The sequence below is a fragment of the Stenotrophomonas testudinis genome (assembly GCF_024499815.1).
Lineage (GTDB): Bacteria > Pseudomonadota > Gammaproteobacteria > Xanthomonadales > Xanthomonadaceae > Stenotrophomonas.
In genome coordinates this window covers 35,179-48,703 of record NZ_JAMOKY010000029.1, presented here as the reverse complement: position 1 = coordinate 48,703, position 13,525 = coordinate 35,179, and the positions used below count along the sequence as shown (strand labels likewise).

15 protein-coding genes and 1 pseudogene are annotated in these 13,525 nt (G+C 64.9%); 10 read left to right on the top strand and 6 right to left on the bottom strand.

Annotated features, from left to right (window positions below; translation table 11 throughout):
- Positions 1-127: 127 nt before the first annotated feature.
- Positions 128-790, bottom strand: coding sequence for an exopolysaccharide biosynthesis protein (locus tag NQ204_RS14740; protein WP_256644265.1), 663 nt, complete (start codon positions 788-790; stop codon positions 128-130).
- A gap of 169 nt (positions 791-959) precedes the next feature.
- Between NQ204_RS14740 and yidA the strand changes: the two genes are divergently transcribed.
- From yidA to NQ204_RS14720, 4 genes are all read left to right on the top strand, one after another.
- Complete coding sequence (gene yidA, locus NQ204_RS14735; RefSeq protein ID WP_116862522.1) at positions 960-1,793, top strand: sugar-phosphatase; 834 nt, start codon at positions 960-962, stop codon at positions 1,791-1,793.
- Positions 1,794-2,126: 333 nt separating this feature from the next.
- The gene (locus tag NQ204_RS14730) at positions 2,127-4,433 is read left to right on the top strand and encodes a TonB-dependent receptor (protein ID WP_256644264.1); all 2,307 of its coding nucleotides are present in this window, start codon (positions 2,127-2,129) and stop codon (positions 4,431-4,433) included.
- Between the two features lie 246 nt (positions 4,434-4,679).
- Entirely contained in the window at positions 4,680-5,045 is a 366-nt protein-coding gene (locus NQ204_RS14725; protein ID WP_256644263.1) for a hypothetical protein, read from the top strand.
- Positions 5,046-5,153: 108 nt separating this feature from the next.
- Entirely contained in the window at positions 5,154-5,450 is a 297-nt protein-coding gene (locus NQ204_RS14720; protein WP_116862524.1) for a hypothetical protein, read from the top strand.
- A gap of 176 nt (positions 5,451-5,626) precedes the next feature.
- Here the strand turns inward: NQ204_RS14720 and NQ204_RS14715 are convergent, their stop codons facing one another.
- The 3 genes from NQ204_RS14715 to NQ204_RS14705 all read right to left on the bottom strand — a co-directional run bounded on the left by NQ204_RS14715 (position 5,627) and on the right by NQ204_RS14705 (position 6,697).
- Positions 5,627-6,061, bottom strand: a complete 435-nt coding sequence (locus NQ204_RS14715; protein WP_256644262.1) for a hypothetical protein — start codon at positions 6,059-6,061, stop codon at positions 5,627-5,629.
- Between the two features lie 102 nt (positions 6,062-6,163).
- On the bottom strand, positions 6,164-6,460 hold the full coding sequence (locus NQ204_RS14710) for a hypothetical protein (protein ID WP_256644261.1): 297 nt from the start codon (positions 6,458-6,460) through the stop codon (positions 6,164-6,166).
- Between the two features lie 9 nt (positions 6,461-6,469).
- Positions 6,470-6,697: a LysR family transcriptional regulator substrate-binding protein gene (locus tag NQ204_RS14705; RefSeq protein WP_256644260.1), complete on the bottom strand. Its 228-nt coding sequence runs from the start codon at positions 6,695-6,697 to the stop codon at positions 6,470-6,472.
- A 481-nt stretch (positions 6,698-7,178) separates the two neighbouring features.
- On the opposite strand from NQ204_RS14705, the gene NQ204_RS14700 reads away from it, so the two are divergent.
- From NQ204_RS14700 to NQ204_RS14675, 6 genes and pseudogenes are all read left to right on the top strand, one after another.
- Positions 7,179-7,523, top strand: coding sequence for a hypothetical protein (locus NQ204_RS14700; protein WP_256644259.1), 345 nt, complete (start codon positions 7,179-7,181; stop codon positions 7,521-7,523).
- A 142-nt stretch (positions 7,524-7,665) separates the two neighbouring features.
- Positions 7,666-8,190: a DUF6622 family protein gene (locus NQ204_RS14695; protein ID WP_256644258.1), complete on the top strand. Its 525-nt coding sequence runs from the start codon at positions 7,666-7,668 to the stop codon at positions 8,188-8,190.
- Positions 8,191-8,292: 102 nt separating this feature from the next.
- Positions 8,293-8,596 (top strand): annotated as a pseudogene (locus NQ204_RS14690) (transposase); the annotation flags it as partial.
- A 206-nt stretch (positions 8,597-8,802) separates the two neighbouring features.
- Entirely contained in the window at positions 8,803-9,714 is a 912-nt protein-coding gene (locus tag NQ204_RS14685) for a CPBP family intramembrane glutamic endopeptidase (protein WP_256644257.1), read from the top strand.
- Positions 9,715-10,137: 423 nt separating this feature from the next.
- A complete protein-coding gene (locus tag NQ204_RS14680) occupies positions 10,138-10,707 on the top strand; it encodes a TetR/AcrR family transcriptional regulator (protein ID WP_256644256.1) in 570 nt (189 codons plus the stop codon).
- Positions 10,708-10,769: 62 nt separating this feature from the next.
- Positions 10,770-11,246, top strand: coding sequence for a nuclear transport factor 2 family protein (locus NQ204_RS14675; protein ID WP_256644255.1), 477 nt, complete (start codon positions 10,770-10,772; stop codon positions 11,244-11,246).
- A gap of 41 nt (positions 11,247-11,287) precedes the next feature.
- On the opposite strand, the gene NQ204_RS14670 is transcribed toward NQ204_RS14675, so the two are convergent.
- On the bottom strand, positions 11,288-12,658 hold the full coding sequence (locus NQ204_RS14670; RefSeq protein WP_256644254.1) for an alpha/beta fold hydrolase: 1,371 nt from the start codon (positions 12,656-12,658) through the stop codon (positions 11,288-11,290).
- Positions 12,659-12,783: 125 nt separating this feature from the next.
- Complete coding sequence (gene arsH, locus NQ204_RS14665) at positions 12,784-13,512, bottom strand: arsenical resistance protein ArsH (RefSeq protein WP_256644253.1); 729 nt, start codon at positions 13,510-13,512, stop codon at positions 12,784-12,786.
- Between the last annotated feature and the right edge of the window lie 13 nt (positions 13,513-13,525).

The window sequence follows — 13,525 nt, the reverse complement described above, 5'->3', positions numbered from 1 at the left end:
CCCCCCCCCCCCCCCCCCCCCCCCCCCCCCCCCCCCCCCCCCCCCCCCCCCCCCCCCCCCGCTCGACTCTACAAAAATCGAGAAGCAGCCGAGCGTGGGCTCGGCTCTACAAACGGCCAGCACCCGTTTACCCAGACGCGCTGCCACCCCGCATCCCGCTGAACACCGATTCCGCTGCAAACCCCACCCCACCCAGCAGCACGCCGAAGTACACCACCGTGGCCACCACGAACGCATAACCCGCCGCCACCGCCGCGCCATCGCGCTGGATGAACCCGATCGCGAACGACATCAGCGCCAGCGCGGGCAGGGTGTTGCTGAAGGGAATCGGCCCCGCCGGCGCCATCAACAACAGCGTGGCAAACACCAGCACCAGGTTGTTCAGCCGCATCATCTTCTTCGAACGCACCATCACCGCCAGCCGCATCGGCTGCGACAACCGCTCCATGCGGTGCACCCACTTCAGGGCGCGGCCCAGGTTGGCCTTCAGCTTCTCGGTCGCTACCTCGCGCTCGGCCAGGCGGCGCGGTACCCACAGCGGGCGGTCGCGCACGCGGCTCAGGCCGATCAGCAGGATGGACGCACCGAACACCGTGCTCAGCCCGGGAATCGACACCGGAATCAGGAAGATCGCCGAGAGCAGGATCACGATCAGCATCAGCCCCTCGTCGCCCAGCGCCTGCAGCAGCGTACCCACGCGGATGTGCTCGCCGGGCAGGCCGCGGATCAGGTCTTCGATCTGCTCGGCCAGCGGTGCGGTGTCGGTGGCCTCGGGGGCGCGGTAGGTCATGCGTCAGGATCTCCAGGGTAGGGCGGTCATGGGGGCCGTCCTGCGGTGGGGGGCGCACAGGCTTGCTGAGTATCCCTGCAGCCGCGCCCGGCGGTATGAACCGCGCATGAGGCGGGCAGGGGCGCGACTGCCCTAAAATAGCGGTCCCCACATGCAAGGTTGGACGTTGATGGACATGGGCCGCAGGCAATCGACCATCGCACTGGTCGCCATCGATATGGATGGCACCCTGCTGGACCCCGCCCACAAGCTCACCGAGCGGGCCAAGGCGGCGATCGCGCAGGCACGCGCGCTGGGCGTGCATATCGTGCTGACCAGCGGCCGTCCCGTGTCCGGCCTGGCGCCGTTCCTGCAGGAACTGGGCATCAACGGCGACGACGACTACTGCATCGCCTGCAACGGCGGCCTGGTGCGGCGACTGGGCACCGGCGAGAACGTGGCCGAGTTCCCGCTCAGCTTCGAAGACTTCCGCTACTGCGAACAGGTCGCGCGCGATATCGGCGTGCACTTCCAGGCCCTCGATGGCCAGCGCCTGTACACGCCCAACCAGGACATCAGCCGCTACACCGTCATCGATTCGCACCTCTCGCACGTGCCGCTGTCGTACCGCCGCGTGGAGGACATGGATCCGTCGATGTCCTTCATCAAACTGATGATGATCGACGAGCCCGAGGTGCTGGACGCGGCCATCGCGCGCCTGCCGGCCGAACTGACCGAGCGCTTCGCCGTGCTGAAGAGCGCGCCGTTCTTCCTGGAAGTGTTCGACCACCGCGCCGGCAAGGGGCCGAGCCTGCAGAAGCTGGCCGAGCACCTTGGCATCGACCGCGCCAACGTCATGGCCATCGGCGACCAGGAAAACGACCTGACCATGCTGCAGTTCGCCGGCACCAGCGTAGCGATGGGCAACGCCATCGACGCAGTGAAGGCAGTGGCGCGTTTTGAAACGAGCACCAATTCCGAAGATGGCGTGGCGCGGGCGATCGAACGGTTCGTGTTGCAGTAAGCCATTGCTCTGGTAGGTGCCAACCTTGGTTGGCACACGTAGATCCCGAGCGCCGACCAAGGTCGGCCTCTACCAGGCCCGCACGATACCCGCGTATAACCGCGCTGTACTACGGTGCAATGGCGTGCGCGGCACGGCAGTGCAACACTTCCGACCGTCGAAATCACTCCATCGCATCGCCTGGCAGTTGAACGTCTTCCACTGCCCCTGATCGGCGCGTACAGCGCCGCCGCCCCTTCAACGCAATCGCATTCCAGCCACAGCATCGCCGCCGGTGCTGCCACGCGCTGGGCGTGTGCCTGCGTCTTCTTCCCCCTGCACCTGGATCTGGCCATGAACACTCCACCCACGACGCTGCTCGCCTTGGCACTCAGCACGGCGATCGCCGCACCGGTCTACGCCGCCGAAACCAACGACGCCCCCACCACCCTCAATGCCCTGCAGGTCATCGCCACGCCGCGCGGTGCCGCCGTCGCACCCACGCAGGTGGTCGGCCCCAACCGCTACATCATCAACGCCGCCGACGTCGATGGCATGGTCACCGGCAACAACGGGCTGGCCATGCTCAAGGCCGTGCCCGGCGCCAGCTACACCGCCACCGATGGCCTGGGCCTGGATATCTCCGCCACCAGCCTGTTCGTGCGCGGTTTCCGCATGAATGAAATGGGCATCACCTTCGAAGGCGTGCCGCTGAATGACAACGGCTTTCTCTCGCTCACCGGCACCAGCGTGGTGAATGTCGGCGTGCCCGATGGCATCGGCGCGATCACCGTCAGCCCGGGCGGCGCGCCGGTCAGTGTGTTTTCCAGCAGCGCCAACGGCGGCAGCCTGGAATATCGCCTGCGCGACCTGCAGGACACGCCAAGCCTGCGCATCAAGCAAGGCGTGGGCAGCAACCGCACTCTGGTCACCACGGTGTCTGCGCAGACCGGCCAGCTGGGCGAGCACGGCCCGAAAGTGCTGGTCGACGTGCAGCGCGTCTCGGCGGACAAGTACCAGGGCGCAGGCACGCAGGACTTTCTGCGCGGCAACCTGAAGGCGCAGCAGGATGTGGCCTGGGGTGACTTCACCGTCTTCGCCTCCGACAGCAAGGCCAAGGTCTGGGGTTACAACAACATCTCCTTCGACATGATCCGTAAGTTGGGCTGGAAGGCCGACAGTTTCTATCCCGATTATGCGTGGGCGTACTACGTCGCCTCGCCGGAAAATGCGGACAAATCCTGCGGTGCCTACACCTGCGGCGAGCTGTCCGAACTGATTCCCTACGACACCGGCCAGATCACCCGCGACCGCGTGGCGTCCATCAATCATCGTTTCCAGATCACGCCCACACTCAGCGGCAACGTGCAGCTGTACAACGCCAACAGCCACACCCAGGCCACGCTGACCGACCCCACCGTGCCATCGCCCAACGGCGCACCGTTCTCCGAGCAGGTGCAGACCCCGCGCGTGAACCGCCTGGGCGGCATGGCCAACCTGCAGTTCGAGATCGGCGCGCATACGTTCACCGCAGGGCTCTGGCAGGAACAGAGCAAGGCCGCCGCCCGCACCGACTGGTACGAGCAGCCGCTGCTGGGGCAGGGCAAGCCGCTGAAGGCCACTGGTCCGTTTGATGTGTATGGCCCGGCTTTCCTCACCGACAACGCCTCGCGCTGGGTCACCCGCTCGCAGCAGTTCTACCTGCACGATGACATTGCGCTGAGCGATACGTTGAAGCTGGGCGTCGGCTTCAAGGCCGTGGATTTCCACACCGAAGGCGGTGGCCTCGGCGATACGCCGGACCGGCCGGTGTATGGCGCGCTGCGTGCCAAGGACAACTTCCTGCCGCACGTTTCGCTGTTCTGGAGCCCCAGCGACTCCACCGATGCCTTCATCGACATCGCCAACACCATGAACGGTTACCGCGTGGCCCAGCGCGGCAACATCGGCTACACCGCCTCGGCGTGGACGATCAGCGACCAGGATGAGTTCGACCGTGTGGCCTGCACGCTGCGCCCGGAAAAGAACTGGAACTTCACCGTGGGCGCGACGCATCGCTTCGAGCGGCTGACGCTGACGGGTGATGTGTTCTACAACGATATCCGCAACCGTCTGCTATCGGCGGCCATCGGTACCCAGTTCGCGCAGATCAACACCGTGCGGCTGATGCCGAAGATGCATGTGATTGGTGCGGACCTGGGCGTTACCGCAGACCTGAGTGAGCGCGTGCAGTTCTACCAGGGCGTGGCCGTGGCCCGCTCGTACTACGGCAGCGATTTCGTGGTGGGCGATAGCGTGTACCCCATCAAGGGCAACGCCCAGCCCGGTTACCCGCAGGTTTCGCTGGTGAGCGATCTGTCGGCGCACTTTGGTGACTGGCGCTTTGGTGCCACCAGCACCTCGTACCTGCGCCAGCCGTTTACGTACGAGAACGATATCCGCGTGCCCACGTTCTGGCAGGTAAACACCTATGCCGCCTACACACTGGGCGAGGGCAGTGTGCTGCCCGGGCTGGAACTGCGGCTGGATGTGAGCAACCTGTTCAACCGCAACAACATCGGCACCGCCACGATTGCCGGCTCCTCGTTCTCGGGGGATTACCAGACCCTGCAGCGCAGCGCGCCACGGCAGGTGATGTTCAGCACGTCGATAACCTTCTAAGTAGATCCACGCCATGCGTGGATGCTCCCTGCGCAATCCGGTAGCGCCGGGCCATGCCCGGCGGAATGTTTCCGGCACCGAAAAACCTCCCAACCAAGGTTGGCATCTACCAAAACGGCGCACGCGTCACCCGGGGTCAGAGCCCTTTGCTCCGCAAAGGGATCCGACCCCTCCCTTTGCCACACTTTGCACAACCCGCACTGATATTCCGGCACCCACGCAAGGTTCCCACAATGTTCCTGGGGCATGCTGTCCACCATGGCCCAGCCCGATCCCGCCTACCTGCCGACCCGCCCGCGTGCCCACGGGCGCCCGCGTCCGGTGCCCTACGCGGCGCCGACGGTCGATCTGCAGGCCGAATACCAGTTCTGGCAGGCCTACGAACGCCTCGTGCGCCCGCTCCCCGGCGGTGGCCTGCGCCTGGCCTGGCTGGTCTTCCAGAACGTCTACCGCGCCCGCGAACGCTTCCCCGATGACACTCATGAAGCGGCATTCGGACGCGTCCTGTTCGGCAGCAACATGACACCCGGCCGTGCCGCAGAACTGCAGGATCTCTACGGCCTGGTCAGCCGTCGCCTGGCCACCGTCGCCGCGCGGGCGCCTAGGCCGTAGGTAGAGTCGAGCTTGCTCGACTGCTCCTGGCAGGAAAGGGCTCTGACCCCAGCCCAAGGCGTATCGTAGAGACGCGGCCATCCCTCCGCGCCACCGCAGGAAACGCCGATGCCTCTGCCTCCAGGTCACTACCGCATCCTCGCCTATCGCGGGTTCCACGACCTGCCGCGGCTGATGTGGGTAGCCGATGAGACTTCACGCCAGTGGGTGCTCGATTGCCCCTTTGACGATGCGCTGGATGACTACCCGGGCGAGTACCGCGTGCACACCGTGGATGCCGATGTGGAAGGCGCAGCAGAGCCCTGGGAGAAGCACGCACTCGCGCGGCTACCCATGGTCGGCACGGTGGCCGTAGCAGCGCTCCACTTCGACGCCACCCACCGCGCCTCCTTCCACATCGCGTAGCCCCCGACCGGTAGTGTCGAGCTTGCTCGACTACGCCTCACCCGCCGCTCATCCCCCAAACACCCACCGCTCCTCCCGCGGCACGACCTCCACAACTCGCCCCAGCGCGCCACCGAACTGCAGGACCTCTACGGGCCTCGTCAGCCGCCGCCTGGCCACCGTCGCCGCGCGAGCCCCTAGGCCGTAGGTAGCGTCGAGCTTGCTCGACTGCTCCCCGCAGTAAGGCGCTCCGACCCCACCGCTTCGCGCGGCACCACCATGTGCCCGGCCAGCGCCCGCCAGAACAGCGATTCGTCGTACGCCTCGAACTCGGCCGGCACCACGATCGGCGGCGGCAGCCCGTGCTGTCGAAGCTGGCGGCGGATGCGTGCCACCTCATCGCCGCACTCCGCACCGAACAGCACCAGCTGCACGTGCGCATCACGCAACACGTAGGTGCGTTCAAGGCGCTGCGCAAGCCCCTGCAGCAGGAATATGCCCACCAGGTCGTAGCGGCGCCATTCCAGTATCGATAGGCCGCTTTCCACGCTATGGACCGATTCGGTACAGATCAGCCGGCGTCGACCAATGGCGCGTGCGATGTGGTGACGGGCGGCCTGTTGGCCGCCCATGATGAGCATTCTGATCAAACCCCATGTCCTTCTGGCGGAACCCGAAGGCATGGTCAGCCGCGTGAGCACTGCAGGAAATGAGACAAGTCCGAAACCTTGCCTTCAGCTGTCCCGATCACCCCCAGACTCACACCGCTCTCCGTGCAGCACGCCCTCCACAGCGCGCCGCAACCGCACCTCCAGCCACGACGGCTCACCGCGCTTTCCTCCCGATTGCGCATGGCCAAACTCCTCCACCAGCCACTTCTGGAAGCTCTCCAGCAGCCGCGCGACATCAGGCGCACGCGTAAGCGCACGCAGATACTGCCCCAGCAATGCAGGCAGTGGCGGGCGCAACTCCAGCTGGTTGAACTGCAGCCACGCGTCCACCAGCGGCCGGTCCAGGCTGTAGGCCAGCAACGGCTCCTGTCATAGCGCTACACCGCAATCCGCACGCGCGGCGATGCGCTGCGCGACCTCCGGTGCAGCCATGGCCAGCAGCGGCTCCTGCCGTACCGTTTCGCAGCGCAGCCGATCATCTTCGGGCGGGTAGACCGTAGTGCCCAGGTCGCACGAGCCATCCAGCAGCATCTGGCTGACCACGCTGGTGCTGCCGGTCTGCAGCCGCACGCGCACGCCTACCTTGACTAGGGGCACCAGTTCAGCGGCCACAACTTCGGCCAGAAAATCCGTGTGCCCGACGATATGCGGCGCGCCGGCCACTTCGTCAGAACGCGTGCGGGCGGCGGCCAGCGCGGCCTCGGCGTGGTCCAGCTTGTCGCCACATCAGCCGCCAGTTCGTCGGCAGCCGGCGTGGGCTCTACGCCGCTGGGCAGGTGATGGAACAGGGTGCGCCCATGGGCGCTTACCACGGCGTGCATGGCCCCCGTCAGTTTAGCCATCGCAAGGCGGTGGTGGTGCAGGCCAAGGATGGGGCGTCGAACCTGCGGCTGCGTGCGCCGTATGCGGAGAGGTTCGGGTCTTTGGATAAGGTGCTGGGGAATGCCGTGAAGCGATTACCTTGGCAGATCGACGGGGCGAAGCTTGCCCGTACACACCGGGCTGTCCCTGCCTTGACAGACCCTTGGCGCACGCCGTGGATACTTCGGCCGTCGCCCCCTTGCAGGAGCTCCCCGCCATGAGTGCCCGGTTACATGCAGCGCCAAAAGTCGTCCGTCTCGAGTCTCTGCCGCTGGATTGCGGCGAGTCGGTGGTGGTGGTGGAACTGGACAGCGTGCCTGGGCGCGGCTGGGCCAAGGCGTTGAAGCGTGTCCTGGCGGAAACGGAAGGTCTCGAGTCCACGCAGCTCCGATGCGATGGCCGCTTCGCCTACCTCATCGGCGTGGAACTGGACCAGCGCGGTACGACGCAGCGCATCAACCAGGCCCTGGCCGCCGCCAGCGAGCGGACGGGGTCCGGCGCGCCGGCGGTGGCGCCTGCCGCTGCCATGCCCGCTGCGGCCGTAGCCGCTCCGCCGGCCTGAGCGGGCGTCCGTGACCCGCGCCCGGACGCAACAGCAGTCATCTGGTATCGCTGACACCTGTCACTTGTTCAGGTAGTCCGGTCCGTCAATAGTGAGCGCCACGCACCGCCCTCCGTGCGGCCACTCACTGAAAGGACCTCCCGTGAACCTCCTGCTGCCCATCCTCTCGCACACCCCGATCTGGGTCTGGGTGATCCTGGCGTACCTCATCACCCGCGGTGTCGCGGCCATGCGGCCAGGACAGACCTCGCTGCGGAGGCTCGCGATCGTGCCGGCGCTGTTCACTGTGTGGGGCATCTGGTCGATCAGCCACCGCTACGGCGGTTCGCTGGTAGCGTGGAGCGAATGGCTCGCCGGCATCTGTGCGGGTGCGATGCTGGGCTGGATGCTGCTGCGCCGGGCGACGCTGACCGTGGACGGAGCGACGGGCCGGTTGTGGCGCAGCGCGGATTACAGCCTGCTGCCGCTGCTGCTGGTCACGTTCCTGGTGAAGTACGGGTTTGAGGTGGCACTTGCGGTGTCGCCTGCGCTGAGTGCCAACGGCAACTTCAGCGCCGCGTATCTGCTGCTGTCCGGCGGGTTCACCGGCATCTTCGTTGGCAAGTACGTCCGGTATCTGTCGGTGCTGCGCAAGGGCATGCCCAGCAATCTGGGCCCGGCGCATTGAGGCAGGGAGGGGGCTGACAGCTCTTCGATCGAAGCTTTTGGACCGGCCAGGATTTCGTAGACATCTCAGAGCCATAATCAATGGAAGCGAGAGAGGTGTCTAATGGCATGCAAGCAGTACACGGATGAGCTCAAGGCCGAGGCGGTCAAGCAGGTTATCGAAAGAGGTCTTGCTGTAGCCGAGGTTGCCAAGCGGCTGGGCGTCTCGTCCCACAGCCTTTACCAATGGCTCCGCAAGTGCAGGAGCGAGGCCTTGGCGGGCAAGCCTGATGGGTCGATGTTGCCGACGCCGAAGGACTCAGCCGAGGTGCGGCGCCTGAAGGCCGAGGTGAAACGCCTGACTGAGGCGCGCGACATTCTAAAAAAGCCGCGGCGTACTTCGCCAAGGGGTGATGGCGAAGTACGCTTTACCGCTGCTTGGTTAGCTGTCCGTGCTTCATCGCACATATGAAACCGCCACCCAAAGCGGACGCCACGGGCGACGACTCAGGGATAGTTCGTCGGCAATCCGGGTGATTCATCGGCGGCTTCTGTTGCTTGGTCGCAAACGGGTTGCACCGCCCCCGCGCAGATGGCAGCTTGCTGCGGCCACCACGTCGACCTGGAGCCCCGCATGACCCCCGTTGCCCTGTATTCGGCGGATCCAGCCCGCGGCTGGCTGCCCTGGGCCTGGCTGACGCCGATCCTGATGATCCTGTTCAACGCGGTACCGGTGATGGCGCTGGACGGGTGGATGCAGTCGCAGCACTGGTCAACGCCGCGCGGCGATCCGATCGGCCTCACTGGCTTGCATGCGCTTCTGTGGATCGGCTTCGCGCCGACGCTGGCGGCCGTGCTCGCCTGGGTAGGCCTCGTCGAAGGGCGCTCGCTGGCGAGCATCGGGCTGACCGGTCCGGCGCCGCTGAAAACTTTCCTGCGCGGACTGGCCGTTGGATTCGTCACGATCGTACTGGTCGTAGTCGGGATCTGGATGGCTGGCGGCATGCAGGCGGCGGGCTTTGGGCAGGCCTGGTGGTCGCCCGTCAGTCTGCTGAACATCGGTCTGCTGCTATTGAGTTTCATGTTCCAGGCGAGCGTGGAGGAAATCATCTTCCGCGGCTGGATGCTGTCGGTGGTGGCGCGCAAGACCAATGTCGCGGTGGCAGTGCTGCTGGTGTCGCTCGTTTTCTGCTTCCTGCATTTCAGTCCGCACCAGCCGCTCCGGGTTACGCTCGGCATGTTCCTGTTCTCGCTGTTTACCTGCGCCTGGGCGCTGCGGACCGGCAATATCTGGGGTGTGATGGGCTGGCACGTGGGGTGGAACTGGTTGCTCGCGACCGGCTTCGAGCTGCCCGTCACCGGCATCGATGCGCACTTGCCGGCGCTGCTGGTGGCGCTGCGCCCGCAAGGCCTCGACGCCCTTAGCGGTGGCGCGGAAGGGCCTGAAGGTAGCTACTTGTGCAGCGTCTTTTTCGTCGCCGCGATCGCGTGGATCCAGTGGCGAAAGATGCGCGGAGCCCAGGACTTCTTGCCGACCGGAAGGTAACGCCACTGCCTGGGCCACACCGCCCCGTAGGGGTCCTTGCCGATCGGATGCTGGTTCGCGCCGTACCGGCGACGACCAAGCAATGGAGCCTCTGCTGCCTGTGTAAACCCACTACGTTGGGCAGCAGCACTCTGGAGATGGGTGGCTGAGGACGTGCCGCAGGGTCATGGTGACCCAATGTGTTCTCTCACGCGCGCGACGTCTTGATCGGCTGTTTCTCGCACGACCGAACCTGGGCCCTCTGTCGTTCATCTGCCGACGACAGATTGCAGCACCCGCTGATAGCTCTCCCCTTGCCGGGGTGGCTTTGCGCCGGGGGGGAAGCTGCAGCGACACCAATCTGGGATGGCACCAGGCGGACCAAGGCAAGCGACATCGTGCGGATGGGTTGACAAGGTAGAACGAGCGTTCTACCTTGGTGGCATGGACAGCACATCGACCGACACCAGGCAGAAGATCCTCGCAACGGCTGAGGCCCTGATCTACCAGAACGGGATCCATGCCACCGGCATGGACCTTCTCGTGAGGACCTCGGGTGTAGCGCGGAAGAGCATCTATCGCCACTTTGAGAACAAGGACGAGGTGGCTGCTGCTGCGTTGAGCGCGCGCGACATCCGCTGGCTGGCCTGGTTCCAGGAGGAATGTGACAAAGCCGATGGCCCCGAGGCGCGCATCCTGCGCCTGTTCACCGTACTCAAGGGTTGGTTTGAGTCGGAAGATTACCGCGGCTGTGCGTTCATCAACACCGCTGGTGAGGTCGGGAATCCTGAGGATCCGATTCGCAGGATTGCCAGGCATCACAAGCAGAAGCTGCTCGATTACACGCTTGAACTCACCGGGCAGCTGGGTATTGAGCAGCCGGACGCGCTGGCGCGCCAGCTGCTGGTTCTGATGGAAGGCGCCATCACCGTATCGCGCGTGATGGGTGATTACGACGCCGCAGACAATGCGAGGGATGTCGCGCAGTTGTTGCTGAAACAGGCCGTCCGTTAGCGGCCCGACGTTTCTCGCAATCTGAAACCAACGATGTATCCGCTTTGATTGGAGGCTTTGCCATGTCCGACGCTCAAGCTCGCCCGCCGTTTCCCCCCTTCACCCTGGAATCGGCCATTGAGAAGGTGCGTCTTGCCGAAGACGGTTGGAACGCCCGCGATGCCGACAAGGTGTCGCTTGCCTACTCGCTCGACACCCAGTGGCGGAATCGAGCCGAGTTTACCCATGGCCGGGAAGAAGCCCGGCAGTTCCTGGCCCGCAAGTGGAAGAAGGAGCTTGAGTACCGATTGATCAAGGAGCTGTGGGCGTTCACCGGGAACCGTATTGCTGTGCGCTACGCCTATGAATGGCGTGACGACTCGGGTAATTGGTATCGCTCATATGGCAACGAGAACTGGGAATTTGCTGCCGATGGTCTGATGGAACGGCGCTTCTCCTGCATCAACGATATGCCAATCAAGGAGAGCGACCGCAAGTTCCATTGGCCGTTGGGGCGGCGTCCGGATGACCACCCGGGGCTGTCTGATCTGGGAATGTGAGCGCGCCCAGATCAGAGCGGAGCCGCGCCAGGGTGAGCTTTTTACTCTGGCACGGGCTCTGCGCAGCGCTCGCTCACCATGTCGCCATTAATGAAACTGCCCACGGCCGAAACAAAGCATCTTGGCGCCACCAACGGCAGTAGATGGGCACCGCGGTCGACGGTGTGGAACGTCACAGGCCCCGACCTGTGGAGCAAGGCAGCGTGTTCCTGGGCACCGGTGTAGGCGGTATTCGGATCCAGCGTCCCCTGCAGGATCAGTGTCCGTGGCAGGGTATCCGGGGTCTTTCCGAACCAGGCATCACGCGGGTAACGCGGGACACTGCCACTGACGAGCAGGCCGGGAATGGGACTGACGAACAGCGCATTCTTGGCTTCTTCGTTCACGGTCTCCAGGCTGAGCTCAGGGCGTGCGTTGTTCTCCGAGGTGGCGATGAGCATCACCAGCGGCAGGGCCGGTTGGTTGTTTCCTCCCTGTCCCAGCTGCGCCAGCGCTGCATTCCAGTCCTTCACCGTGGCGGCCAGCGTGCGGGTATCGCCCTCGGAAAGGTCCTGCACGATCTTCGGCATTCGATCGCGCAGCGTAGGGAAGCTCAGCAGCGCAGCGAAGAACCGGCGCAGGTCACCGCCCGGCACGACCTTCTGCCAGGCCGCATCCTTCGCCGCCAGCAGCAGCCGATACTGCTGGAGGCTACGTTCATCCATGCTCTGCCGCCCGACTTTGTCAACAAGGGCTGTGCGCCGGCTGAGATCCCACGTTTCAGTGGTTTCGGGCGGCACCAGCCCGTCGAGGATGAGCGCATCCACATGTAGATCATTGACCTGGAGCGAACGCAACGCCAGCTGGGTGCCGTAGGAAACGCCATACAGCAACACCTGCCCACCGCGTTCTGCCCCTGACATCAGAACACCAAGATCGTGCGCAGCCTCGGTAACGGAAAACGCCGAAGTGCGCTGCAGGTTGGCGTACATGCTGCTGATGCAGGGGCCCCACTCGGACCCTGCCAACCCCGTGCCTTCTGGGCTTTCAGGTGCTTCCTGGATGGGGCAGATCCGCGATGACCGGCCCGTGCCGCGGTGGTCGGGGATTACAAGATCAAACCCGGGAAACGCACGCTGGTAAGTCTGGATCAGGGGATACAGGGAGGCGCCTGACTCGCCCGGGCCACCAGACAGCAGCCAGACCTCGCCTCGCCTGGGCACCTCCGCGCTGGCCGGTATGCGCCGCAGGAACAGCGCGATGTGCTCGCCTGACGGATCGGCATGGCGAAGCGGAACGTCCACCATTGCGCACTGTGAACCGCGCAGGGCGTCTGATGCGTCATCCCCGCAAGCCAGCGCCTTGGGGGCAGACGCAGTGGCAACCACGGGTGAAACCAAGAGCAACACTGCCCACAGCACACTACGGAGCATCGGCAATCCTTGAGCTTGACTGATCGCTTACGATGAAGGGCGGCAGGGGGCGGGGCGAATGCCGGAAGTAATCCAGGACAGCTGTGGCTTTCTACTTTCTGCTTCCGCTGCACAACCCCAAGCCATCAGCTGGCGGTAGCCCCTGCCGCTTCAGCCAGCGCGGCCGCGATCTCGTCTCCCTTCCGCTCGCTGTAGCGGTCCACCAGGTAATCCGTGCGCCCCCGCGTCAGCAGCGTGAATTTCACCAGCTCTTCCATCACATCGACCACCCTGTCGTAGTAGGGCGAGGCTTTCATTCGGCCATGGTCATCGAATTCCTGCCATGCCTTGGCTACCGACGACTGGTTCGGAATGGTCAGCATGCGCATCCAGCGGCCAAGCACCCGCAGGGTGTTGACCGTGTTGAACGACTGGGAACCGCCGCTCACCTGCATCACGGCCAGGGTGCGGCCCTGCGTGGGGCGCACACTGCCGTCCTCCAGCGGCAACCAATCGATCTGATTCTTGAACACGCCGGTGATCGTGCCATGCCGTTCCGGGCTGACCCAGACCTGTCCCTCCGACCACTGTGACCACTCCCTCAGCCGCTGCACTTCAGGGTGGCTCTTGTCCACGCTGTCCAGCATCGGCAGCAGGTGCGGATCGAATACGCGCGTCTCGCAGCCCAGGTGACGCAGCAGCCGCTCGGCCTCCAGCGCCAGTTTGCGGCTGAACGACTGCGGCCTGAGCGAGCCATAGAGCAGCAGGATCCTCGGCGGCCCCTGATTGTCGGCGGCAAGCAGGCTGTGGTCGGGCTGGGGCAGCGAGGCTTCCAGCAGGTTGGGGAGGTCGGGGCTTGTGATCGGCTTCTGCATTCGACTATTCTAG